Here is a 24583-nt window from a genome sequence, read left to right on the forward strand (position 1 = left end):
GCTCAGGCGCGGCGCAGGCGCAGCGCGTTGGTCACCACGAAGACCGAGGACAGCGCCATCGCGCCCGCCGCCAGCATCGGCGACAGGAGCGGCCCGCCAAGGGGATAAAGCGCGCCCGCCGCAACCGGGATCAGCACGACGTTGTAGCCGAAGGCCCAGAAAAGGTTCTCGCGGATGTTGCGCATCGTCGCGCGGGAGAGTGCCACCGCCGCCGGGACGGCTTCCGGATCGCCGCCCATCAGCACCACCTCGGCGCTCTCGATGGCGACATCGGTGCCGGTGCCCATCGCGATTCCGACATCGGCGGCGGCCAGCGCCGGGGCGTCGTTGATGCCATCGCCGACGAAGGCCACGCGTTTCCCCTGGGCCAGTTCACCCAGCGCCGCGACCTTGCCGTCGGGCAGGACCTCTGCCCGGACCGCGTCGATGCCAAGCCGCCGCGCCACGGCCTCCGCCGTCGCACGGGTGTCGCCGGAGATCATCGCCGTCTTGAGCCCCGCCGCGTGCAGCGCCGCGATCGCCTCTGGCGCGCCGGGCTTGATCGGGTCCGCCACCGCCAGAAGCGCCGCGATCCGGCCATCAAGGGCAATCAGGATCGGGGTCTTGCCCTCGGAGGCCAGCGCGGCGGCGCGCTCGGCCAGATCGCCGGTCTCGATGCCCGACTGGGTCATCGCGCGGCGGTTTCCGATCAGGATCGCCTGGCCCTCGACGGTCGCGGCAAGGCCGAGGCCCGGCTTCGCCTCGACCCCCGTCGCGGTGGCGGGAGAAAGCGCACGTTCCGCCGCGGCCGCCACGATCGTCCGGGCCAGCGGATGTTCAGAACGCGCCTCGGCCGCGGCGGCAAGGCGCAGCACCTGATCGGCCTCGAAACCGGGGGCGGTTTCGATATCGGTCAGTTCGGGATGCCCGGCGGTGAGCGTGCCGGTCTTGTCGAAGGCGACGATGCCCACTTCGGACAGGCGTTGAAGCGCGTCGCCTCGGCGGAAGAGCACACCCTTCTCCGCGCCGCGCCCCGTGCCCACCAGGATCGAGACGGGCGTCGCGAGCCCCATCGCGCAGGGGCAGGCGATGATCAGGACGGAGATTCCCGCGACGAGCGCATGCGTCAGCCTGGGATCGGGGCCGAGCGCCAGCCACAGCCCGAAGGACAGCAGCGCCAGCGCCATGACGGCGGGCACGAACCAGAAGGTGATGCGGTCCACCAGCGCCTGCACCGGCAGCTTGGCGCCCTGCGCGTCCTCCACCAGGCGGATGATCCGGGCCAGCACGGTATCGGCGCCGGTTGCCGTCACCCGGTAGGACAGCGCCGCCGCCCCGTTGACCGTGCCGCCGGTCACCGCCGCGCCCTCGGCTTTCCGGACCGGATCGGGTTCGCCCGTCAGCATGCTTTCATCGATCCAGCCCTGGCCTTCGGTCACCACGCCATCGACGGCCACGCGTTCGCCCGGGGCCAGGTGGACGATGTCGCCGGGAACAAGATCCTCGACCGCGGTTTCGACCACGGTGCCGTCGCGCTCGACCCGCGCGGTCGCCGGGCGCAGGCCGACCAGGCGGCGGATCGCCTCGCCCGCCTGGCCCTTGGCGCGTGCCTCCAGCAGGCGGCCGACGAGGATCAGGGTGACGATGGTCGCGGCGGCCTCGAAATAGACATCGCGGGCGTCGGCGGGCAGGAGCGCCGGGGCAAAGGTCGCGACGGTTGAATAGGCGAAGGCGGCCAGGCTGCCCAGGGCGACGAGAGAGTTCATCTCGGGTGCGCCGCGGGCCAGCGCGGGCAGGCCATGGGTCAGGAAGATCCGGCCCGGCCCGAACAGGACCAGCGCCGTCAGCACGAACTGGATCAGCCAGGAGGCCTGGATCCCGATTGACCCCGCGATCCAGTGGTGAAAGGCCGGCACCATGTGCCCGCCCATCGCCAGGATCACCACCGGCAACGTCAGCGCGCCGGAGATCGCGACCCGGCGGGCCAGTTCCGCGCTGTCCCCGCTGTGATGGTCGTGCGTCTGCGTGGTGGCCTCATGGTGGGGGTGCGCCTCATACCCGGCCTGGGTCACGCGGGCGGCCAGCGTGTCGGCGTCGGTCAGGCCGGACAGGACCCGCGCGCGGGCGGAGTTCGTGGCGAGGTTCGCCTCGGCCGACACGACGCCGGGGGCGGCCTTCAGCGCCCGCTCGACCCGGCCCACGCAGGAGGCACAGGTCATCCCCGTGACATCCAGCTGGATCTCGGTCTCGACCGGCGGATAGCCGGAGCGCCGCAGCGTATCGGCCAGCGCCTGAGGGTCGGCGGGCGCGTCGTAGTCGACCGAGGCCGTTCCGGCCATCAGGTTCGCCTGCGCGTCCCGCACGCCGGGCGCAGCCTTCAGCGCCCGTTCGACCCGCCCCACACAGGAGGCACAGGTCATTCCTTCGACGGTGAACTTGGCTGAGGGCATGGCTGGGTTCCTTTCACGCCTAGATGGGGGTCGGGGGCCGGGTTTGTCAAACCACCGGCAGCCCTTTCGCCGTCGCGTCCCACGGGATAAGAGTGCACCATGCCCCTGACGCTGACCTCGCTTCTCGATCTCGACCGGCACGGCTTCGACGCCGTGATCGACGTCCGCTCGCCCTCGGAATATGCCGAGGATCATCTGCCCGGCGCCATCAACCTGCCCGTGCTCGACGATGAGGAACGCGCGCGGGTGGGCACGATCTACAAGCAGCAATCGCCCTTCCTCGCCCGCAAGCTGGGCGCGGCGCTGGTGGCGCGCAACGCCGCCGCGCATCTGGAAGGACCGCTGGCCGGGATGACCGGCGGCTGGCGGCCGCTGGTCTATTGCTGGCGCGGCGGGCAGCGGTCGGGCTCCTTCGCCACGATCCTGTCGCAGGTCGGCTGGCGGGCGGAACTTGTCGCGGGCGGTTACAAGGCCTGGCGGCGCCTGGTGGTCGAAGAGTTGCACGACCGCGATGTGCGCGCGTCCGTCGTGGTCCTGGACGGCAATACCGGCTCGGCCAAGACCGATATCCTGGGGCGGTTGCCTGCCCACGGGGTGCAGGTGATCGACCTCGAAGGGCTTGCCAACCATCGCGGATCGCTTTTCGGGCATCGCGCGGGCGGGCAACCCTCGCAGAAGGCGTTCGAGGGGCGGCTGGCCACGGCGCTGGCGGCGCTCGACCCGGACCGGCCGGTGGTGGTGGAGGCCGAAAGCTCCAAGGTCGGGAACCTGGGCCTGCCGAAGAAGCTCTGGGCGGCCATGGGGGCGGCGCCCCGCATCCGCATCGCGGCGCCGGTCGCGGCGCGGGCGGCCTATCTGGCGCGGGCCTATGCGGACCTGACGGAAGACCGGGATCGGCTGGAGCAGACGATTTCCCTTCTGCGGCCGCTGCACCCGGCCGAGGTGATCGCCGACTGGCTTTCGCTGTCGGCCGCCGGGGATTTCGCGACGCTGGCGGGAGAGCTGATGGTCCGCCACTACGATCCCCGCTACGAAAAGCACCGCGCGCGGTTCGAGGATGCGCCGGGGGAGGTCATCGCGGCCGGGACGCTCGCGCCGGAGGCGCTTGATGCGCTGGCCGCGCGGGTGGCGGAAGCCGTCGGGCGCTTCGGCGGCCGCTGAGCGTCTAGCCCTCGACCGTCAGGAAGGGCGCGCCCTCGCTCAGCGTGCCGATGACGGCGGCGGGTTCGCCAAGCTCGGCCAGATGGGCCAGCACCTCAGACGCTTGCGCCGCCGGAACGGCGGCCAGCAATCCGCCTGCCGTCTGCGGATCGAACAGCAGGTCCGCGCGCGGGCTTTCAGTCAGGAACATCCGCGCCATGGACTGCCGGTTCGCGGGCAGCAGCGTCGATCCATGCCCGGCGGCGGAAAGCGCCTCCGCGCCCGGAAGAACCGGCACCGCGGCAAGATCCAGTGTCGCGGCCAGACCCGAGGCTTCCAGCATGCCCAGAAGGTGCCCGGCCAAGCCGAAGCCGGTGACATCGGTCATTGCATGGGCATGGGGTGCGAGAGCCCGCGCCGCCGCCCCCTGCGGCCGCGCCATTGAGGCGAGCGCCCCCGCCACGACGGCGCCGGGCGCGGCCTTGGTCATTTCAGCCGCCAGGATCACCCCGGTGCCGATCGGCTTCGTCAGGACCAGCACGTCACCCGCCCGCGCGCCCGCCTGCGTGACCGGCACCCTGTCGCAAAGCCCGGTGACGGTGTAGCCGACGGTCAGTTCCGCGCCGAGGCTGGTGTGGCCCCCGACCACGTCCGCGCCCTCGGCGCCGAAGACCTCGGCAGCGCCTGCCATGATCTCCCGCAGCGTCTCGGTCTGGAGGCGCGGCGCCATGCGCGGCAGGATCACCTGGATCAGCGCCGCCTGCGGGCGCGCGCCCATGGACCACACGTCACCCAGGGCGTGGACGGCGGTGATCCGCGCCAGCAGCCAGGGATCCTCGGTAAAGGCGCGGACATGGTCGGTGGTCAGCACCTGCGCGCCGGTTCCGTGGCGCAGGATGGCCGCGTCGTCGCCCGCGCCCCAGATCACATCCGCCCGGCGCGGCGGCGGCAGTTCGGCCAGCGCCGCGGAAAGGTCGGCCCGCCCGACCTTGGCCCCGCAGCCCCCGCACAGCGGCTTGCCGCGGCCCAGTTCCTCGGCCACGCCCTGGGCCACCGGATCGGGCAGGGCGGGGCGGGGCATCGCGGGCAGCGGGTCGAACTTCGCCATGAACTTGCGGTCGATCCGGTCCTTCCAGCGCCAGAGCCACGCCCCGTCAAGCGGCAGCCCCCATTTGTCGGCCACCGCCCGGCCCGCCCCGGCCGAGACCAGCTTCAGATAGTCGCGCTGCGGCCGGTAGGGGCGCTGCACGCCCTTGCCCGTCGCCGCCACGGTCAGGTTATGGAGCAGCACTGGCGCTTCGCGCACGGCGAAAACCCCGGCCTTGGGGCGCGGCGCGTGGGTCAGATGCGCGATGTCGCCCGCCGCGAAGATCGCTGGGTCCGAAACCGATCGCAGGTATTCATCGACCTTCACGAAGCCCTCGCGCAAGGCAAGCCCGGTTCCGGTCAGCCAGCCCTGCGGCCGCGTCGCTGCCGCGCCCAGCGTGAAGTCCGACGCGATCAGGCGCCCGTCAGCCAGGCGCAGGCCGTCCCGTTCCACCGCGGCCACCGCGGCATCCTCGACCAATGTCACGCCCGCCCGCGCAATGTGCCGCAAGAGCGCCCGGCGCGCGCCGGACCCGAGCGCGGACAGCGCCGCCCCCGCTTCGACCAACGTCACCTGCGCATCCGGCCCCAGGCGTTGCGCGGCGGCCAGCGCCAGTTCCACCCCTGCCACGCCTGCACCGATGACGGCGACCCGCGCCCCCTTCGGCGCGCCTTCCGCGAAGGCCTGCCAACGGTCGGCGAAGGCATCGAGCGGCTTTGCCGGCACGGCATGGTCGCCAAAGCCCGGCAGCGCCGGCATTTCCGAGGAGATGCCGATGTCGATCGAGAGCAGGTCATAGGCGACCGGCGGATGACCGGAGACCGCGACCCGCCGCGCGTCCAGGTCGATCCCCGTGGCCCTGCCCAGGATCAGCCGCGCCCCGGCATGGCGGGCAAGCTTCACCAGATCGATCTGAAGCGCTTCGCGCGGATAGTGACCCGCAACGTGGCCGGGCAGCATGCCCGAATAGGCGGCGGTCGGGTCCGGGCTGATCACCGTCAGCCGCGCGCCCGGCAGCGGCTTCATGCCCCACATGCGCAGCACGAGCGCATGGGCATGCCCTCCGCCGACAAAGACGATATCGCGCGTCAGGGGTATCTGTGGCTGCATGATCGGCTCCCTCCCGATCTTGCTATCCTGAGCGCCCGCGAAAGACGACCGGAAAGATCGACGCAAGAAGGCGCGATTTTCGGCTTGACGGCCCGGCCAGCCTCGCATACCTACGCGCTCGCTCTGGCGGAGTAGCTCAGCTGGTTAGAGCAGAGGAATCATAATCCTTGTGTCGGGGGTTCAAATCCCTCCTCCGCTACCACCCTTCCCTTGTGACGCTATGACGGGCCGGCGACCGGAACGGTCCTTGCCCGGTCGTGGTGCCGCCCGGGGCGATCCCGGGCAGGCTTGATCTGGCCTCCCCCGGCCGGGCTGGCGCGTTTTTCGTCGTCCCGCCCGCGGAATCGCGCTAAGGAGGGAGGGTGTTGCGTTCCCGAACCCGAGGGGCTTCGATCCCGATTTGACTTCTTACGCCCCCTCGCAGACCCCCGCCTTGCCCGGTGCCGAGGACCGCGCGCTCGATGCGCTGATCGCTTGTCCGACCTGCGATGCCCTGCACCGCCTCGCGGAGGTTCCGGTGGGCGCGCGCGCGCGTTGTCGGCGCTGTGCACGGGTGCTTCTGGCCCCGCGGCAAAGCGCGATGACCCAGATCGTCATGCTGGCGGCGACCGCGGCAATCCTGATGGTCGCCGCGGTGTTCTTTCCCTTTCTGGAGATCCATGCGTCGGGCCTCAGCCGGTGGAGCTCCCTCCTCGGGGTGGTCGCGGCCTTTTCGGAGGGCTGGATGCTGCCCCTGACCTTCGGATTGGGGGCGATGATCCTGGTGCTGCCGCTCGCCCGGCTGGCCGCGCTTATCTACACGCTGGCGCCGATGGCCCTGGGTCACCGCCCGGCGCCCCACGCCGCGCTGGCCTTCCGCTGGGCCGAGGCGATGCGGCCCTGGGCGATGGTGGAGATCTTCATCCTCGGGGCGGCGATCTCGCTGGTGAAGATCTCGGCGCTGGCCGATGTCGCGCTGGGGCCTGCGTTCTGGGCCCTGGCGGTGCTGGTCGTGGTCACGGTCCTGAAGGACACCCTTATGTGCAGGATGACGGTATGGAAGACGCTCGAGGAACGCCGGCCATCCTGACGGCACGGCGGGCGGGGCTTGTGGGCTGCACGCGCTGTGGCCGGGTCCATTCGCCGCGCGAAAGCACCTGCCGCCGCTGCGGCAGCGCGCTGACGAGCCGCGACGGGGCCAGCCTGCAGCGGGTCTGGGCCTGGCTCATGGCGGGCATGATCGCCTATGTCCCGGCGATGACCTTCCCGATGCTTATGACGACGACGCTCGGCCAGCAGCAGGAAAACACCATCGTCGGCGGCGCCATCCACCTTTTCGACGAGGGGTCCTATTTCGTCGCGCTGATCGTCTTCGTCGCCTCGGTCCTGATCCCGATCAGCAAGTTCATCGCCATCGGCTACCTCGCGCTTTCGGTGCGCAGCAGCGTCGTGATCCGCGGCCATGGCCGCCAGCGCCTGTATCATGTGGTGGAGTTCATCGGGCGTTGGTCGATGATCGACGTGTTCGTGGTCGCGATCCTGTCGTCACTGGTGCGTTTCGGTTTCACTGCCACAATCACCCCGGGCATCGCCGCGCTCAGCTTCGCCTTATCGGTTGCATTCACCATGCTTTCCGCCCAGAGCTTTGACCCCAGGATGATCTGGGACGCCTACGAGGACGACGACACATGAGCGAACCGCGCCCGGCAGATCTTGAGGTTTCGGCGCCGAAACCGGCGTTCTGGCGCAACCTGTCCTTCGTCTGGGCGGTTCCGGTCCTGGCGCTGGTCGTGTCGCTTGGCATCGCCTGGCAGAACATCGCCAATCGCGGCGTGCTGATCGAGATCACCTTCCCCAGCGCCTCGGGGCTGGTCGCGGGCGAATCCACCGTGAGGTACCGGGAGGTCGCCATCGGCAAGGTCGAACAGGTGACCTTCACGCCGGACCTTGCCAAGGTCCTGGTGCGCGCCCGGATCGACCGCGATGTCGCGCCCTTCCTCGACGAGGACGCGCGCTTCTGGGTGGTCAGCCCCAAGGTCAGCGCGCGCGGCATCACCGGCCTTTCGACGGTGCTGTCGGGCGTCTACATCGAGGGCGCCTGGGATCAGGAGCCGGGCACCCAGACCTTCGCCTTCCAGGGCGGTGACGGACCGCCGCTGGTCCAGCCGGGACGGGAGGGCAAGCGCATCACCCTTCTGACGCACGATGGCAGCCTGATTTCCGAAGGGGCGCCGGTGTTCTTCCACGGGATCGAGGTGGGGCGCCTGGAAAAGCCGCGCCTCACGGTCTCCTCTGACGCGATCATCGTCGACGCCTTCATCGAGGCGCCGCACGACCGGCGCCTGACCACGGCCACGCGATTCTGGGATACCTCGGGCTTCGAGGTGTCGCTGAGCGGCGCGGGCCTCAGCGTCAATTTCGACAGCCTCGCCTCGCTCGTCTCTGGCGGGGTGGAGTTCGACGCGCTCTACGAGGGCGGGCGCGCCATCGGGCCGGGCCATGTCTTCAACGTCTACGCGGACGAGGCGGAGGCGCGGAAGAGCCTGGTCACGCGCACCAGCAGCGCGACCGTGACCATCGCCGCGGAATTCGGCGAATCCGTCAGCGGCCTCGAGGCCGGGGCGGAGGTCCGCTATGGCGGGTTGCAGGTGGGCGAAGTGACCGCGATCAGCGCCCGGGTGCAGGATACCGACCAGGGGCCGGTGGTCCGGCTGATGGCGAACCTCGCGATCGATCCCGAACGTCTCGGCCTGCCCGCGGGCAGCGGCGAGGCCGAGACCCTGGATTTCTTCGAGGCGGCGGTTGAGAAGGGCCTGCGCGCGCGGCTCGGCACGACCAGCCTGTTCAACGCGGCGCTCGTCGTCGAACTGGTGGAAATGCCCGAGGCCGACCCGGCGCGCTTCGACCGCGCCGCCGATCCGGCGCCCGTCATACCCAGCGTGAAGTCCGACCTGCCCGATTTCACCGCGACCGCGCAGGGCGTGTTTGAGCGGATCAACGCCCTGCCGGTCGAGGAGCTGATCGACCAGGCGATCCGCACCATGGCCTCGATCGAAGCGGTCGCAAGCTCCGACGGCGTAAGGAGCGCGCCCGATGCCGTCGTTGCCCTGCTGGAGGACGCACGCGCGCTCGTCAATGACGAGGCGACCCGGGCGCTTCCGGGCGAGCTGCGCGCCACCGTCGCCGATCTGCGCGCGGCCTTGCAGGAGCTGAAGGACGGCGGCGCGGTCGCCAACCTGGCCTCCGCGCTCGAACAGGCCGACACGATCGCCTCCAATCTCAGCGAAAGCTCAGCCGAGTTCCCGGCGCTTGTCGCGGATCTGCGCGCGGTCGCGCAGAAGGCCAATGCGCTGAAGGCGGAGGATCTGGTCGCCGCCGCGACGCGCGTGCTCGACAGCGCCGACAAGGTGATCGATTCCGACGCCGCGCGGGAACTGCCCCCGGCGCTCAACGGGGCGCTGGACGAGGTGCGCGCGACCCTTTCCGAACTGCGCGAGGGGGGCGCGGTCGAAAACGCCAATGCCACCATGGCCTCCGCCCGCGATGCCGCCGATGCGGTGGCCCGGGCGACCGAACGCCTGCCGGAACTCTCGGATCGGCTGAACCAGCTCGTATCCCGGGCCGAGGGGCTTCTGTCCGCCTATGGCCAGCGCTCCGAATTCAACGACGAAACGCTGGCGGCCCTGCGCGAGGTCCGCACCGCCGCGCGCGCCGTGGCCCAGCTTGCCCGCGCGATCGAGCGCAACCCGAACTCTCTTCTGACGGGACGATGAACCGATGAGCCGCCTTGCCCTTCTTTGCCTGACCCTCGCGCTGACCGGCTGTGCCGACAATGCCGGCCGCTTCGTGCTGGATACACCTGCGCCCGCCGCGCGGACGGCCGTGGCCGTCTCCTCCATCGAGGTGCTCGACGTGGCGCTTCCGGCCTATGCCGCGGCAGTGGAGATCGCCCGGCAGGACGACGGCGGCGCGGTGCGCAACCTGCCGGATTCGCTTTGGGCGGACGAGCCGGTGCGCGGCATCACCGCCGCGCTTGCCCGCAGCCTCGACCTTGCGACGACGGCGACGGTCGCGCCCGAACCCTGGCCGCTGGAGGAGCCCGCCCAGGCGCGGGTGGCCGTCCATGTGGAGAAGATGCTGGCGCGCGCCGACGGCGGCTTCGATTTCGAGGGACAGTTCGCGGTCTCCGCGCCCCTTGGCGGGGTGCGCGAGCGGATCGAGCGCTTCGCGATCCATCTTCCGGCCGGGGCCGTCGATTCGGCGGGGATCGCCGCGGCGAGCGGCACGGCGGTCGCCCGCCTGGCGGAGGCGATCGCGCGCAGCCTCGCGCGCTGAGAAGATACCGCCAGCGCAAAAAGCCGACAGCGGCCCGGTTGTCCGAGCCGCTGCCAAGGTCTTCTCTTCAGCGTAAAGCCAGTGGCTCCCCTGCCGCTCAGGCGGCGCGGCGGCGGCGCTGACGTTGACGGTTGTTGTTCGCCGGGGCGGCTTTCTTCTCGCCGCCCGCGAAATCGGGCTTGGGGCCGCGGTGGCGCTTCGGGCCGGGCCTGCCGCGGGCGGGCTTTTCGACCGGACCGCGCGGGGCATGTCCGCTGGCGACCGGGATCTCGATCTTCATCAGCTTCTCGATATCGCGCAGCTGATCGGCCTCTTCCGGGGTGCAGAAGGCGATCGCCTCGCCCTCGCGGCCCGCGCGGGCGGTGCGGCCGATGCGGTGGACGTAGTTGTCCGGCACCTCGGGCAGGTCGTAGTTGATGACATAGGCAACGCCGGGGATGTCGATGCCGCGTGCGGCCACGTCGGTCGCCACCAGGACCGTCACCGTGCCGTCGCGGAAGGCCTTGATCGCGCGGTCACGCTGGCCCTGGCTCTTGTTGCCGTGGATCGAGGCGGCGTTGAAGCCATCCGCGACCAGGTCCTTCATCAGCTTTTCCGCCCCGTGCTTGGTGCGCGAGAACACGAGCGTCAGCGCACCGAGGTCGCGCGCCAGGATCTCGCGCAGCTTTTCGGGCTTGCGGGCGCGGTCAAGGAAATGGACGGACTGGGTGACCTTGTCGGCGGCCTTGCCCGGAGGGGAGACCTGCACCTTCTTCGGGTTGGTCAGGTAGGCGCGGCTCAGTTCCTCCATCTGCTTGGGCATGGTGGCGGAAAAGAGCATTGTCTGGCGCGGGGTGCCCAGGCGCGGCGCGATCTTGCGCAGCGCGTGGATGAAGCCGAGGTCCAGCATCTGGTCGGCCTCGTCCAGCACCAGGTGGCGCACCGTCGAGAGGTTCACCGAGCCGCGGTCCATCAGGTCAATCAGGCGGCCGGGGGTGGCCACCAGCACGTCGGTGCCGCGCTTGAGGACCTCGATCTGCTTGTTGATGGACTGGCCGCCGACGACGGTCACGACGCGGACCTTGGTGCCGGTGGTCAGGACGCGCAGGCTGTCGGCGATCTGGTTCACCAGTTCGCGGGTGGGCGCCAGGATCAGCGCCTTGACGGTCTTGGGTTCGGGCTTGCCGGGCTGGGCCAGCAGGTGATCGACCAGCGGCAAGCCGAAGGCCAGCGTCTTGCCGGTCCCGGTCTGGGCGAGGCCGAGGATGTCATCCCCCGCCAGCGCCAGCGGGATCGCCTGGTTCTGGATCGGGGTCGGTTGGGAAAGCCCCGCGCGCTTGAGCGCCGAGGTCAGGGCCGGCGCAAGGCCGAGCATGTCGAAGTCGAACAAAGGTATTCCTTTCGGGCCGCGCCGGTTCGGACGCAGCTTGGATTGGCCACGGGTTTCGTGGCGGGCGAGGGTCTCGCCGGGCGTCTGGACCTGCGCCGCATGCGCCTGCCTTGCCCGACGTTCAGAACCCTGCGTGATGGGGAACCGGAAGATCTTGTCGCCGATGCGCCCGGTCAGTGGGGCGCGGCTGTCTCACGCGGCAGCGCGGCGAACTTGGAGCACATGCGCTTTCGCGAGGCGTCTGTCAAGGGTGATCGGGGCCGTTGCGGTCTCAGGGCGCCGGTTCCGCCCGCCCCGTGGCTCAGCCACCCCGCGCCTCTGCCCGCAGCGCGGGGGCACGGAAATGGTCCCTAAGGATCTGGAACAGGCGGCGCTGGACCGCCCGGTGGCGCTGACGCTGGTTGACGCCGACGAAGACCGCCTGGGGGATCGGCTGGGCATCTATGACCCTGCGGCAGACGCCTTCGACCGCCAGTTCCCCGGCAGAGTCGCGCAAGACATAGGCGCTGCCGCCCATCGTCCGCATCAGGCTGACCATGGCCGCATTCTGTCCGATCGACAGCGTCGCCGTCGCCAGAGCCGGGTGCAATGCCGCGTGGGCGTGGGGGATCGCATCGGAAAAATGCGGCAGGATGTAGGTTTCCCGGCGCACCTCCTCCAGCCGGTCGGTCTCGGTCGAGACCATCTCATAGGTGATCTCCCCGATCGGCTCGAAATAGAGATCGGGGTGGAAGCGGGGCGAAAAGAGGATGGCCAGATCCTCCGCCCCGGTCGTCAGGTCGGCGCACATCTGGGTCGAATAGTCGGCCTCGAAGAAGAAGGAGGTGTCGGGAAGGGCCGCCCGGAAGGCCCGGATCAGATCGGAAAAGTGGCTGCCGACAAGGTCGTGCTGGATGCCAATGCGCACGGTCGCGGCCCGCCCGCCGCTTTGGCTGATGGCGTGGCGCGCCTCGGCCCAGCCCAGCCGCAGGCTGCGCGCGTGCGGCTCGAACCGCATCCCCTGTAGCGTCAGGGCCGTTCCCGCGCGGGACCGGATGAAAAGACGCTGGCCGACGGCGGTTTCCAAGGCCTTGACCCGGCCGGAGATCGTGGACTGCGTGACGCCCAGCCGCTCGGCCGTGCGGTTGAAGCTGCGCGTCTCGCAAAGGTCGAGGAAGGTGTCGATCAGTTCGATCTGCATCAGAGCGTCAGCCCCGCAGGCAGCGCGCCAGCCAACATCGGCTTGACGCGCGCCAGCGTTTGCAGGTCGCGGACCCATTCGTAATAGATGCCCTTGACGGTTGAGATCTGGACGCCGGCGCCGCGCATCCGTTCCAGCCCCGCCGGATGACAGGCGCCGGGCGCGCCCGTGGCGTCCGTGAGCGCGGCCACGCGATACCCCACGCCGATAAGGCCCAGCGCCGATTGGGCGACGCAGACATCGGTTTCCAGCCCGGCGAGGACGACCTCCGCCCGGCGGTGCGCGGCGATGCCGGCAAGGATGCCGGCCTGCCCCGCGAGGCCGAAGACCTGCTTGTCGTGAATGACCGTCCCCTCGGGCAGCGCCGCCGCGACCGCGTCAACGGGCGGGCCGTTGGCCGCGATGTCCTCCGCCATGGCGACGACGGGAACCCCCAGCGCGACGGCCGCCCGGATCAGCCAGCAGATTCGCCCGACGAGCGGTGCCCGCTCCGCCTCGGGCAGTTTATCGAGGAAGACCGACTGCACGTCGATCACCGCCAGAACCGAGCGATCACGGGAAAAAAGCAGGTCTTGCATCGCAATCCTCTTATCGGACATTCCGATTAATAATTGCGTTTCAAGCGAATTGAAAGAGGTGGGGCAGATCGTGATACTCGCGCCCGAAACGACCCCCGGGAGCAAAGCATGAGCGGTATACCTTCGACAGCAAGAGTGGTGATCATCGGGGGAGGCGCCGTCGGGGTTTCATCGCTGTATCACCTGGCCAAGGCGGGCTGGACCGACTGCGTGCTTCTGGAAAAGAACGAACTGACCGCCGGCTCCACCTGGCACGCGGCAGGCAACGTGCCGACCTTTTCGACCTCGTGGTCGCTGATGAACATGCAGCGCTATTCGACCGAGCTTTACCGCGGACTCGGCGCGGCGGTCGACTATCCGATGAACTACCATGTCACCGGCTCGATCCGGCTCGCCCATTCGAAGGAGCGGATGCAGGAATTCGAACGCGCCAAGGGCATGGGCCGCTACCAGGGCATGGATATCGAGGTCCTGGGCGTTGACGAGATCAAGGGCAAGTACCCCTTCCTCGAAACGCACGACCTGAAGGGCGCGCTTTACGACCCGGCGGATGGCGACATCGACCCGGCGCAGTTGACCCAGGCGCTGGCCAAGGGCGCGCGCGACATGGGGGCGACGATCCTGCGCTTTACCCCCGCCACCGGCGTCAGCCGCGAGAACGGCGAATGGATCGTTCATACCGAAAAGGGCGACATCCGCTGCGAATATGTCGTCAACGCCGCCGGCTATTACGCGCAGCGCGTGGGCGAGTGGTTCAAGCCTTATGGCGGGCGCACGGTGCCGATGATGGTGATGTCGCACCAGTACCTGTTGTCCGAACCCGTCCCCGAGCTTGAGGCCTGGTCGAAGGAAAGCGGCCGCAAGCTGCCGCTTCTGCGCGACGTCGACACCTCCTACTACCTGCGGCAGGAAAAGACGGGCTTCAACCTCGGCCCCTATGAGCGCAACTGCAAGGCGCATTGGGTGACGCCCGACGACCCCTTCCCGGAGGACTTCAGCTTCCAGCTCTATCCCGACGATCTGGACCGTCTTGAGTTCTACATCGAAGACGCGATGGCCCGTGTGCCGCTTCTGGGCACCGCTGGCATCTCCCGCGTCATCAACGGCCCGATCCCCTATGCCCCCGACGGAAACCCGCTGATCGGCCCCATGCCCGGCGTCCCGAACGCGTTCGAGGCCTGCGTCTTCACCTTCGGCATCGCGCAGGGCGGCGGTGCGGGCAAGGTGCTGGCCGAGTGGATCACCGAGGGCTGCACGGAATGGGACATGTGGTCCTGCGACCCGCGCCGCTACACCGACTACACCGACCGGGATTACTGCATCGAGAAGGGCAAGGAGGTCTATGGCCACGAATACGCCATGCACTTCCCCTGGCATCGCTGGCCCGCCGCGCCCGACCGCAAGCTCTCGCCGGTCCATGACAAGGTCAAGGCACTGGGCGGCCAGTTCGGCGCCTACAACGGCTGGGAACGCGCGAACTGGTTCGCGCAACCGGGCGACGACACCTCGGAAGAAGCGACCCAGACCTGGAACCGCGCCGGCCCGTGGGAGGCCCGCATCCGCGAGGAATGCGAGGCGGTCCGCGACGGCGTGGGCGTCCTGAACCTGCCGGGCTTCTCGCGCTTCGACCTTTCGGGCGCGGGGGCGGCGGACTGGCTGCGCGGCATGATCGCAGGTGCGCTTCCCAAAGTCGGGCGCATGAACCTGGGCTACTTCCCCGACAAGCGCGGCCGCATCCTGACCGAGATGTCGATCCTGCGTCACGGCGAGGATGAGTTTACCCTGATCACGGCCGCCACCGCGCAGTGGCACGACGGCGAACACCTGCGCCAGAACCTCGCCCCCGGCCTGACGCTGACGGACCGCACGGTCGAGTTCGACACGCTGATCGTCTCGGGCCCCAAGGCGCGCGATCTTTTCGCCGCGATCGGCGAGGCCGACCTGTCGCTGCCCTGGCTCTCGATCCAGTCCGCGAGCGTCGCGGGACGGCCTGCGATGCTGGCGCGCGTCAGCTTCGCCGGGGAACTCGGGTGGGAGGTCCACGCCAAGGTTGCCGACATGCCCGCGATCTATGACGCGGTTCTGGGGCAGGGCGCGAAACCCTTCGGCATGTGGGCGCTGAATTCGCTGCGCCTGGAAAAGGGCTACCGCGCCTGGAAGGGCGATCTTTCGACCGACTACAGCCTGCTGGAGGGTGGGCTCGACCGGTTCATCAAGTTCGACAAGCCGCAGGACTTCCCCGGCAAGGCCGCACTTCTGGCCGAAAAGCAGCGTGGATCGAAAAAGCGCTTCGTGACGCTTGTCGTGGACGCGGGCGAGGCGGACGCGCCCTACATGTCGACACTTTGGCATGACGGCGCCGTGGTCGGGGAGACGACCTCGGGCGGATGGGGTTACCGGGTGGGCAAGTCGATCGCGCTGGGGATGCTGCGCGCCGACCTGGCCCAGCCGGGGACCGAGATCGCGGTCGAGATCTATGGCGAGCGCCGCCGCGCGGTCGTGCAGGAAGACCAGCCGCTCTGGGACCCGGAAAATGCCCGCATCCGCGCCTGACCGCCCCTGCCGTGACGCGCGCGCCCGGTGGCGCGCGCCCTTCCCTCTTTTCGCCTTCAAGGAGCCCGCGAAATGACCTCCCTTCCCACCCAGGCCCGCGTGGTCATCATCGGCGGCGGCGTCGTCGGATGCTCGGTCGCCTATCATCTGACCAAGCTCGGCTGGAAGGACGTGGTGCTGCTGGAGCGCAAGCAGCTGACCTGTGGCACCACCTGGCACGCGGCTGGCCTGATCGGCCAGCTCAGGGCCTCGGCCAACATGACGCGGCTCGCCAAGTATTCCGCCGACCTCTACCGCGGGCTGGAGGCCGAGACCGGCCTTGCGACGGGCGTGCGGACCGTCGGCTCGATCTCGGTCGCGCTGACCGAGGCGCGCAAGGAGGAGCTGTTCCGCTCCGCCTCCATGGCGCGGGCCTTCGGCGTTCCGGTCGAGGAGATGTCGCCGCAGGAGGTGAAGGAACGCTACGCGCATCTGAACATCGACGGCGTGAAGGCGGGCGTCTGGCTGCCGACCGACGGGCAGGGCGACCCGGCGAACATCGCGTTGGCGCTGGCCAAGGGCGCGCGCCAGCGCGGCGCCCTTGTCGTCGAGGGCGTCAAGGTCACCGGTATCGCGGTCGAGGGGCGGCGCGCGAAGTCGGTCGCCTGGCAAATGGGCGGGGACAGCGGCACCATCGCGGCCGATCACGTCGTCAACTGCGCCGGCATGTGGGGCCATGAGGTCGGCCGCATGGCCGGCGTCAACGTGCCGCTGCACGCCTGCGAACACTTCTACATCGTGACGGAGCCGATCCCGGGCCTCACCCAGATGCCGGTGCTGCGGGTGCCCGACGAATGCGCCTACTACAAGGAAGATGCCGGCAAATACCTGCTGGGCGCGTTCGAGCCGAACGCCAAGCCCTGGGGCATGAAAGGCATCCCCGAGGACTTCTGCTTCGACCAGCTGCCCGAGGATTTCGACCACTTCGAACCGATCCTGGAGCGCGCCGTGAACCGCCTGCCGATGCTGGCGGAGGCAGGCATCCACACCTTCTTCAACGGCCCCGAGAGCTTTACCCCCGACGACGCCTATAACCTGGGCCTGTCGCTGGAGGTCGACAACTACTGGGTCGCGGCCGGCTTCAACTCCATCGGCATCCAGTCGGCGGGCGGCGCGGGCATGGCGCTGGCGCAGTGGATGGAGACGGGTGAAAAGCCCTTTGACCTCGGCGACGTGGACGTGGCGCGCAACCAGCCCTTCCAGGGCAACCGGCATTACCTGTTCGAACGGTCAAAGGAGACGCTGGGCCTGCTTTACGCCAACCACTTCCCCTATCGCCAGAAGGCCACCGCGCGCGGCGTGCGCCGGACGCCCTTCCACGGGCACCTGGACGCGCAGGGCGCCGTCTTCGGCGAGATCGGCGGCTGGGAACGCGCGAACTGGTTCGCGGCACCGGGCCAGGAGCGCGAATACCGCTACAGCTGGGGCCCGCAGAACTGGTTCGCGAACCAGGCGGCGGAACACAACGCGGTGCGCACCAATGTCGGCATGTACGACATGTCCTCCTTCGGCAAGATCCGGGTCGAGGGGCGCGACGCGGAGGCCTTCCTGAACCATATCTGCGGCGCCGACATGTCGGTTGCGGCGGGCAAGATCGTCTATACGCAGTTCCTGAACGCCGCCGGCGGGATCGAGGCCGACGTGACCGTGACGCGGCTCTCCGAGACCGCCTATCTGGTCGTCACGCCCGCGGTGACGCGGCCCAAGGACCAGGCATGGATGTGGCGGCACATCGGCGATTTCAACGTCGTCCTGACCGACGTGACAGCGGGCGAAGGCGTTCTGGCGGTCATGGGGCCGAATGCCCGCAAGCTGATGCAGGCGGTCAGCCCCAACGATTTCTCGAACGATGCCAACCCGTTCGGCACCGCGCAGGAGATCGAGATCGGCATGGGCCTCGCCCGGGCGCACCGGGTGTCCTACGTCGGTGAACTGGGGTGGGAAGTATATATCTCCTCCGACATGGCGGGTCATGTGTTCGAGACGCTCTGGGGGGCGGGACAGGACCTGGGCCTGAAGCTCTGCGGCATGCACATGATGGACAGTTGCCGGATCGAGAAGGCGTTCCGCCACTTCGGCCACGACATCACCTGCGAGGATCATGTTCTCGAAGCCGGGCTGGGCTTTGCGGTGAAGACCTCGAAGCCGGGGTTCATCGGCCGCGACGCGGTGCTGCGCAAGAAGGAGGCCGGGCTGGACCGCCGGATGGTGCAGTTCCGCCTGAGCGAGCCGGGGGTGATGGTTTATCACAACGAGCCCGTGATCCGCGACGGCAAGATCGTCAGCCACCTGACCTCGGGCGCCTACGGGCATCACCTGGGCGCGGCCATCGGCATGGGCTACCTGCCCTGCAAGGGCGAGAGCGCGGCGGAGATCCTGGGGTCGAGCTACGAGGTCGAGGTCGCCGGGCGGCGGGTTCGGGCCAAGGCCTCGCTGGCCCCGATGTATGATCCCAAGGGCGAGCGCGTGCGCGCCTGAGGCGGCGGCCGGGGGCCCTGCCCCCGGACCCCCGGAGTATTTGAACCAGAATGAAAGCCGGGCGCTTTCGGGAGAGACGAAATGTCGGATGATGCTCAGAATTGTGCGCCCCAGCGGGCGGCACGGGCTGCACGGGCAGGCGGGCGCGAGGCGCGCCGGGCGATGCGGGCCGCGCCGCTGGCGGAAAACATCCGCCCCGTGCGGGCGGGGCTGGAGGGCGGGCAATACCGACCGCTGACGGAGGCGGGCATGGCGCGCATCCACCAGGCCGCGCTTGAGGCGCTGGAGGTGATCGGGCTGGCGAACGCCCCCGCATCGGGCGTGGAGGCGATGACCCGCGCGGGCGCCATCCTGGGCGAGGACGGCCGCCTGCGCTTTCCGCGCGCGCTGGTCGAGGACATGCTGGCCGTGGCCGCACGCGACATCACGCTTCATGCGCGCGATCCGAAGTATGACCTGCACCTGTCCGGGAGCAAGGTGCATTTCGGCACCGCCGGCGCGGCGGTCCATATCGTCGATCTGGAGACGAACACATACCGTGATTCCACGGCGCAGGATCTTTATGACGCGGCGCGGATCACCCATAATCTCGACAACGTCCATTTCTTCCAGCGCGCGATGGTCTGCCGCGACGTGCTCGACAACTACGAGATGGACATGAACACGATCTATGCCTGCTGTGCAGGCACGACCAAGCATGTCGGCACCTCCTTCAGCGATCCGTCGCATGTCGAGGGGTGCATGGAACTGATCCACACCATCGCGGGCGGAGAGGAGAAGTGGCGCGCGCGTCCCTTCATCTCGAACTCCAACTGTTTCGTCGTGCCGCCGATGAAGTTCGCCGAGGAAAGCTGCGTCACGATGGAGAAGCTGATCCACGCGGGCATGCCGGTGCTGCTCTTGTCAGCCGGGCAGGCCGGGGCGACGGCGCCCGCGCCGATCGCGCTGGCGATCGTGCAGGCGGTCGCGGAGTGCCTGGCGGGCGTGGTCTATGTGAACGCGATCAAGCCGGGGCATCCGGCGGTCTTCGGGACCTGGCCCTTCGTCAGCGACCTGCGGACCGGGGCTATGTCGGGCGGTAGCGCCGAGCAAGCGCTTCTGAGCGCGGGTTGCGCCCAGATGCACCGGTTCTACAACCTGCCCGGCGGTGCGGCCGCCGGCATCTCGGACGCGAAGCTGCCGGATATGCAGGCGGGCTGGGAGCAGGCCATCACCAACACGCTGGCCGGGCTTTCGGGTCTGAACATGGTCTATGAATCGGTGGGCATGCACGCCTCGCTTCTGGGTTTCTGCCTGGAGTCGCTGGTTCTTGGCGACGACATCCTGGGCCAGGTGCTGCGCTGCGTGCGTGGCATCGACGTGACCGAGGATTCGACCTCGATCGAGGCCATGAAGGAGGTCTGCCTGGGCGGGCCGGGACACTACCTGGGCTCGGGCCAGACGCTGAGCCTGATGCAGACCGAATATATCTATCCCGCGGTCGGCAACCGGATGAGTCCGAAGGAATGGGTTGAGGCCGGCCGGCCGATGCTTCTGGACCAGGCGATCCGCCGCAAGAACGAGATCCTGGCCTCTGCCGGGTGCCAGGTCGCGCCCGATCTGGACCGGGCGATCCGCGCCAGGTTCAAGATGTATTTCAACGACTAAACCCAGCTGCAAACGGGACGCATCATGCATTACGCCTATATCGGCCTCGGAAACCTCGGCGCCAGCTGCGCCGCCTGCCTGCGGCGGGCGGGCTTTGAACTGACCGTCTTCGACCTGAACCGGGCGGTGGCGGAGCCGCTGATCGCGGCGGGCGCGCATTGGGCCGACAGCGCGGCCGATGCCGCCGCGGCCGCCGATCACGTGATCACCTGCCTGCCCTCTCCGGCCGTGACGGAAAAGGTGCTGGACCAGATCCTGCCGGCGATGAAGCCCGGTGCGACTTGGATCGAGATGTCGACGCTGGGGCGTGACGACGTTCTGGCCTTTGCCAAGGTGGCGGAGGCGCGCGGCGTGCGGATGCTCGAACTGCCCGTCACTGGCGGCGTGCATCTGGCCGCGCGCGGCGAGATCACAATGCTGCCGGGGGGCGACAAGGACCTGGTCGATCTGCACTGGAAAGCGTTTGAGGCGATGGGCGATCGGATCTTCCACATGGGTCCCTTGGGGTCGTCCTCGATCATCAAGGTCATCACCAACATGCTGGCCTTCATCCACCTCAAGGCCTGTTCCGAGGCGCTGATGCTGGCCAAGCGCGGGGGGTTGGACCTCGGGCAGGCCTGGCATGCGATCCAGGCGTCTTCCGGCAACTCCTTCGTGCATGAGACCGAGGGCGCGCTGATCCTGAACGGGTCCTACGACATCGCCTTCGATATCGACCTGGCGCTGAAGGATCTTGGCTTCGCGCTGGGCTTCGGGAAGGAGTTCGGGGTGCCGCTGGACCTCGCCAGCATGACGAACCAGACCTATGTCGCGGCGAAGGCGGCTTACGGCGGCAAGGCGCAGTCGCCGATGATCGCAAAGCTGCTTGAGGACCTTCTGGGCACCGATCTGCGCGCTCCGGGCTTCCCGGCGCGGCTTGAGTGATCGCGAAGCGACAAAATCGGTCGCGGACCGGACTGCAACCCGTGTTGGCCCGGTGCATCAGGGCACTGGCCGTGACCGGGGGGAACTAGCGTGGACGGGTTCGACTATATCATCGTGGGCGCGGGCTCGGCGGGCTGTGTGCTGGCCGAGCGTCTGTCCGTGAACGGGCGCCACAAGGTTCTGGTGCTGGAGGCGGGCGGGTCCGACCGGCGCTTCTACGTCAATCTGCCGCTCGGCTACGGGAAGCTCTTCTTCAACCCGGACGTCAACTGGATGTACCGGACCGAGCCCGATCCGGGGCTGGCGGGGAACCGGGACTTCTGGCCGCGCGGCAAGGTGTTGGGCGGGTCAAGCGCGATCAACGCCATGGTTTGGATCCGCGGCCACCAGACCGATTACGAGGACTGGGCGTCGATCGCGGATGCGGGCTGGGGCTGGGACGCCGCGCGCGAGGCCTATCGCGCGATCGAGGACAACGAGGCCGGCGGCGACGATCTGCGCGGCACAGGCGGGCCGCTTTTCATCTCGGCCAACCGCCGCGACCTGCACCCTCTGGTCGATACCTACATCCGTTCCGCCGAGGCCGCGGGGCTCGGCCCGACCGAGGATTTCAACGGCACCCGGCAAGAGGGCGCCGGCATCTACCAGATGACCATCAAGGGGGCGCGGCGCAATTCGACTGCGCGCGCCTTCCTTCGCCCCGCGATGAAGCGCAAGAACGTGACGGTGCTGACCGAGGCCCATGCCACGCGCGTGCTGTTCGAGGGGCGCCGCGCGGTGGGGGTCGAATATTACCGCGCGGGCAAGCTCCACAAGGTGCGCGCCGGGCGCGAGGTGATCCTGTCGGGTGGCGCGATCAATTCCCCCCAGCTCCTGATGCTTTCGGGGATCGGGCCGGCGGGGCATCTGAAGGACCACGGCATCGACGTGCTGGCCGACGTGCCGGCGGTGGGGCAGAACCTGAACGACCATCAGGGGATCAATTACACCTGGCGTATGAAGGTGCCGACCTACAACGACCTCCTGCGTCCATGGTGGGGCAAGGTCTACGCAGGGATGAAGTATTTCCTGGCCGGGTCGGGCCCCTTGGCCAAGTCGATCAACCACGCGGGCGGGTTCTTCCGCACCTCGCCCGACCTCTTGCGCCCGAACATGCAGCTTTATTTCCAGGCGTTTTCGACTCTGATCCCGCGCGAAGGCGAACGGCCGCTTCTGACCCCGGACCCGTTCTCGGGCCTCTCCATCGGTCTGTCGAACTGCCGCCCGACCAGCCGGGGGGAAATCACGCTGAACTCCGGCGATCCCTTCGCCGCGCCGAAGATCACCGCCAACGCCTTCTCGACCAACCACGATGTCGAGGAGATGCTCTTGGCGGTGAAGTTCCTGCGCCGCATCGCCGCGCAGGACCCGATCCGCGGCCTGATCGCAGAGGAACTGCGCCCGGGGCCGGAGGTTTCCTCGGATGAGGATCTGATCGCCGATTTCCGCGCGCGTTCCGGCACGGTCTTCCACCCCTCCTGCACGGTCCGGATGGGGCGCGATCCCGCGACCTCGGCCGTCGATCCCGACCTGAAGGTGCGCGGCGTCGAGGGGTTGCGCGTCTGCGACGCCTCGGTCTTTCCGACGCTGATTGGGGGGAATACAAATGCGCCGTCGATCCTGACAGGATGGATCGGGGCCGGGCGGATCCTGCAGGACGCCAGCTGAAGGGAACGGACATGGCATATCTTCTGGGCGTCGATACCGGCGGCACCTATACCGACGCGGTCATCCTGAACGAGGTGGAGGACCGCGTCATCGCCTCGGCCAAGTCTCTGACCACGCGGCCCGACCTGTCGCTGGGCGTGGGCCGGGCCATTGATGCGGCGCTGGAACAGGCGGGGATCGACGCGGCACAGATCGGCATGGTCTCACTCTCCACCACGCTGGCGACCAATGCGCTGGTCGAAGGGCAGGGCGGGCGCGTCGCGCTGATCTTCATCGGGTTCGAGGCGGCGGAACTTGCCCGCGCGGGCCTTGAGGAGGCAATGAAGGGCGATCCGGTCGTGCGCATCGCCGGCGGGCACAACCACGCGGGGGCCGAGGCCACCCCGCTTGACCTGGTCGCCGTCGAATCTGCGGCGCTGCGTCTGGGGCCCGAGGTCACGGGCTTTGCCGTCGCCTCCGCCTTCGCGACCCGCAACCCCGCGCATGAGATCGCCGCGCGGGACGCGATTCGCGCCCTGGCACACCGCCCGGTCACCTGTTCGCATGAACTCAGCGCCGGGCTGAACGGACCGCGCCGGGCGCTGACGGCGGTCCTGAACGCGCGCCTGATCGGGATGATCGACGGGCTGATCACCGCCTGCGAGGCGCATATGGAGGCGCGCGGCATCGTAGCACCCCTGATGGTCGTGCGCGGCGACGGGGCTCTGGTGTCCGCCAGCCTTGCGCGGGAGCGGCCGATCGAGACGATCCTGTCCGGCCCCGCCGCCTCGATCGCGGGGGCGAGTTGGCTGACCGGCGAAACCGAGGCGCTGGTGTCCGACATCGGCGGGACGACGACGGATGTCTGCCTCCTCCAGGACGGCAAGCCGAAGATCGACCCCTTGGGCGCGCGCGTCGGCCCCTACCGCACCATGGTCGAGGCGGTGGCGATGCGCACCACCGGCCTTGGCGGCGACAGCGAGGTGCACCTGATCGACGGGTTGGAAACCAGCCTGAAGCTCGGGCCGCGGCGGCTGATGCCGGTGTCGCTGGCGGCGCGCGACTGGCCGGGGCTGGTTCACGATGCGCTCGACACCTGGCTTGGAACCGATGCGGTGGGCGAACACGATGGCCGTTTCGCCATCCCGATGTGGAAGGATGGCCCGCCCACTGGTCTGGCCCCGCGTGAGGCCGCCGTGGCCGAGCGCCTGCTTGCCGGGCCGATGCGGGTTGTCGATGCGGTGCGCACGCGGCTGGAACTGCCCGCGCTCATGAAGCTCGTGTCACGGGGCGCGGTGATGATCGCGGGCGTCACGCCCTCGGACGCGGCCCATGTCCTTGGCCGGCTCGACAGCTGGGATGGCGAGGCCGCGCGCAAGGCGATGACGCTGTTTGCCAAGCGGCGCAACGGGCGCGGCGACCGTATCGCCCCGGGGCCCGAGGCGCTGGCAACCCGGATCGTCGACCAACTGACCCGGCAGACCGTGGACTGCCTGCTTGAAGCCGCCTTTGCCGAGGATGGCCAGTCCTGGCCGGACGAGGCCGCGGAGGCCTTGGCCCGCCATGCGCTGACACGCGCCGCCTTCGCGGGGCACAGTGGCGTGATCCGAATGAGCGCCAGCCTTGGCGTGCCGGTGATCGGGCTCGGCGCCTCTGCGCCGTCCTATTACGGCGCGGTGGGCGATCGTGTGGGCGCGCGGATGATCCTCTCCGAACATGCGGGTGTCGCCAACGCGATCGGCGCGGTCGTGGGGCAGATCGCCATGCATGCCGAAGGGATCGTGACCAGCCCCGGCCCCGGCATCTTCTCCGCCCACCTGCCGGCCGGTCCCGCCCGCTTCGCCGATCAGGCCGCCGCGATCCACGCGCTGGAGACCGCGCTCTCCGAGGAAGCGACCAGCCGCGCCCGCGCCTCCGGCGTGGAGGAGATGCGCCTGAGCGTCGTGCGCGACATCCGCGAGATCGAGATCGAGGGCCAGCCGATGTTCATCGAGGCGCGGCTGCGTGTCACCGCCCAGGGCCGCCCCCGCATCGCCGTCGGCTAAGGGG

General features: G+C 69.1%; 16 protein-coding genes and 1 tRNA gene. 12 read left to right on the forward strand and 5 right to left on the reverse strand.

Annotated elements, in window-relative coordinates; genetic code table 11:
* Positions 1–2: 2 nt before the first annotated feature.
* Complete coding sequence (locus tag OE647_RS01830) at positions 3–2429, reverse strand: heavy metal translocating P-type ATPase (RefSeq protein WP_263719879.1); 2427 nt, start codon at positions 2427–2429, stop codon at positions 3–5.
* Between the two features lie 99 nt (positions 2430–2528).
* Between OE647_RS01830 and mnmH the strand changes: the two genes are divergently transcribed.
* Positions 2529–3590, forward strand: coding sequence for a tRNA 2-selenouridine(34) synthase MnmH (gene mnmH / locus OE647_RS01835; RefSeq protein WP_263719880.1), 1062 nt, complete (start codon positions 2529–2531; stop codon positions 3588–3590).
* Positions 3591–3594: 4 nt separating this feature from the next.
* Here the strand turns inward: mnmH and selD are convergent, their stop codons facing one another.
* Positions 3595–5766 (reverse strand): selenide, water dikinase SelD, encoded by a 2172-nt coding sequence (selD, locus tag OE647_RS01840; protein ID WP_263719881.1) that lies wholly within the window; start codon positions 5764–5766, stop codon positions 3595–3597.
* Between the two features lie 125 nt (positions 5767–5891).
* On the opposite strand from selD, the gene OE647_RS01845 reads away from it, so the two are divergent.
* The 5 genes from OE647_RS01845 to OE647_RS01865 all read left to right on the forward strand — a co-directional run bounded on the left by OE647_RS01845 (position 5892) and on the right by OE647_RS01865 (position 10080).
* Positions 5892–5968, forward strand: a tRNA-Met gene (locus tag OE647_RS01845).
* A gap of 231 nt (positions 5969–6199) precedes the next feature.
* Positions 6200–6835: a paraquat-inducible protein A gene (locus OE647_RS01850; RefSeq protein WP_263719882.1), complete on the forward strand. Its 636-nt coding sequence runs from the start codon at positions 6200–6202 to the stop codon at positions 6833–6835.
* Positions 6802–7437 carry a paraquat-inducible protein A gene (locus OE647_RS01855; RefSeq protein ID WP_263719883.1) on the forward strand — a complete coding sequence of 212 codons (636 nt, stop codon included), beginning with the start codon at positions 6802–6804 and terminating at the stop codon, positions 7435–7437. The genes OE647_RS01850 and OE647_RS01855 overlap by 34 nt, the downstream gene beginning before the upstream one ends.
* Positions 7434–9518, forward strand: coding sequence for an MlaD family protein (locus OE647_RS01860; RefSeq protein WP_263719884.1), 2085 nt, complete (start codon positions 7434–7436; stop codon positions 9516–9518). The genes OE647_RS01855 and OE647_RS01860 overlap by 4 nt, the downstream gene beginning before the upstream one ends.
* A gap of 4 nt (positions 9519–9522) precedes the next feature.
* On the forward strand, positions 9523–10080 hold the full coding sequence (locus tag OE647_RS01865; RefSeq protein ID WP_263719885.1) for a PqiC family protein: 558 nt from the start codon (positions 9523–9525) through the stop codon (positions 10078–10080).
* Positions 10081–10177: 97 nt separating this feature from the next.
* On the opposite strand, the gene OE647_RS01870 is transcribed toward OE647_RS01865, so the two are convergent.
* From OE647_RS01870 to OE647_RS01880, 3 genes are all read right to left on the reverse strand, one after another.
* Complete coding sequence (locus OE647_RS01870) at positions 10178–11449, reverse strand: DEAD/DEAH box helicase (protein WP_263719886.1); 1272 nt, start codon at positions 11447–11449, stop codon at positions 10178–10180.
* A gap of 301 nt (positions 11450–11750) precedes the next feature.
* Positions 11751–12629: a LysR family transcriptional regulator gene (locus tag OE647_RS01875; protein ID WP_263719887.1), complete on the reverse strand. Its 879-nt coding sequence runs from the start codon at positions 12627–12629 to the stop codon at positions 11751–11753.
* Positions 12629–13207 (reverse strand): isochorismatase family protein, encoded by a 579-nt coding sequence (locus tag OE647_RS01880; protein WP_263719888.1) that lies wholly within the window; start codon positions 13205–13207, stop codon positions 12629–12631. Before OE647_RS01880 ends, OE647_RS01875 begins: the two co-directional genes overlap by 1 nt.
* Before the next feature lie 108 nt (positions 13208–13315).
* Between OE647_RS01880 and OE647_RS01885 the strand changes: the two genes are divergently transcribed.
* The 6 genes from OE647_RS01885 (at position 13316) to OE647_RS01910 (ending at position 24579) form a co-directional block, all read left to right on the forward strand.
* Positions 13316–15760, forward strand: a complete 2445-nt coding sequence (locus OE647_RS01885; RefSeq protein WP_263719889.1) for a GcvT family protein — start codon at positions 13316–13318, stop codon at positions 15758–15760.
* 72 nt (positions 15761–15832) lie between these two features.
* Positions 15833–18277: a GcvT family protein gene (locus OE647_RS01890; RefSeq protein ID WP_263719890.1), complete on the forward strand. Its 2445-nt coding sequence runs from the start codon at positions 15833–15835 to the stop codon at positions 18275–18277.
* Between the two features lie 81 nt (positions 18278–18358).
* Positions 18359–19924 carry a trimethylamine methyltransferase family protein gene (locus OE647_RS01895; protein WP_263719891.1) on the forward strand — a complete coding sequence of 522 codons (1566 nt, stop codon included), beginning with the start codon at positions 18359–18361 and terminating at the stop codon, positions 19922–19924.
* A 24-nt stretch (positions 19925–19948) separates the two neighbouring features.
* On the forward strand, positions 19949–20848 hold the full coding sequence (locus OE647_RS01900) for an NAD(P)-dependent oxidoreductase (RefSeq protein WP_263719892.1): 900 nt from the start codon (positions 19949–19951) through the stop codon (positions 20846–20848).
* Positions 20849–20938: 90 nt separating this feature from the next.
* A complete protein-coding gene (locus OE647_RS01905) occupies positions 20939–22555 on the forward strand; it encodes a GMC family oxidoreductase (RefSeq protein WP_263719893.1) in 1617 nt (538 codons plus the stop codon).
* A gap of 11 nt (positions 22556–22566) precedes the next feature.
* Entirely contained in the window at positions 22567–24579 is a 2013-nt protein-coding gene (locus OE647_RS01910; protein ID WP_263719894.1) for a hydantoinase/oxoprolinase family protein, read from the forward strand.
* Positions 24580–24583 lie beyond the last annotated feature (4 nt).

It is taken from the genome of Albidovulum sediminicola (assembly GCF_025751575.1).
Taxonomy (GTDB): domain Bacteria; phylum Pseudomonadota; class Alphaproteobacteria; order Rhodobacterales; family Rhodobacteraceae; genus Albidovulum; species Albidovulum sediminicola.

What these genes read in the sequence shown, in the direction of transcription:
- OE647_RS01860 (WP_263719884.1), top strand. Translation starts at nt 7,434, where the DNA reads ATGAGCGAACCGCGCCCGGCAGATCTTGAGGTTTCGGCGCCGAAACCG.
- OE647_RS01910 (WP_263719894.1), top strand. Translation starts at nt 22,567, where the DNA reads ATGGCATATCTTCTGGGCGTCGATACCGGCGGCACCTATACCGACGCG.
- OE647_RS01880 (WP_263719888.1), bottom strand. Translation starts at nt 13,207, where the DNA reads ATGCAAGACCTGCTTTTTTCCCGTGATCGCTCGGTTCTGGCGGTGATC.
- OE647_RS01890 (WP_263719890.1), top strand. Translation starts at nt 15,833, where the DNA reads ATGACCTCCCTTCCCACCCAGGCCCGCGTGGTCATCATCGGCGGCGGC.
- OE647_RS01865 (WP_263719885.1), top strand. Translation starts at nt 9,523, where the DNA reads ATGAGCCGCCTTGCCCTTCTTTGCCTGACCCTCGCGCTGACCGGCTGT.
- OE647_RS01885 (WP_263719889.1), top strand. Translation starts at nt 13,316, where the DNA reads ATGAGCGGTATACCTTCGACAGCAAGAGTGGTGATCATCGGGGGAGGC.
- OE647_RS01875 (WP_263719887.1), bottom strand. Translation starts at nt 12,629, where the DNA reads ATGCAGATCGAACTGATCGACACCTTCCTCGACCTTTGCGAGACGCGC.
- selD (WP_263719881.1), bottom strand. Translation starts at nt 5,766, where the DNA reads ATGCAGCCACAGATACCCCTGACGCGCGATATCGTCTTTGTCGGCGGA.
- OE647_RS01900 (WP_263719892.1), top strand. Translation starts at nt 19,949, where the DNA reads ATGCATTACGCCTATATCGGCCTCGGAAACCTCGGCGCCAGCTGCGCC.
- mnmH (WP_263719880.1), top strand. Translation starts at nt 2,529, where the DNA reads ATGCCCCTGACGCTGACCTCGCTTCTCGATCTCGACCGGCACGGCTTC.
- OE647_RS01830 (WP_263719879.1), bottom strand. Translation starts at nt 2,429, where the DNA reads ATGCCCTCAGCCAAGTTCACCGTCGAAGGAATGACCTGTGCCTCCTGT.
- OE647_RS01855 (WP_263719883.1), top strand. Translation starts at nt 6,802, where the DNA reads ATGGAAGACGCTCGAGGAACGCCGGCCATCCTGACGGCACGGCGGGCG.
- OE647_RS01895 (WP_263719891.1), top strand. Translation starts at nt 18,359, where the DNA reads ATGTCGGATGATGCTCAGAATTGTGCGCCCCAGCGGGCGGCACGGGCT.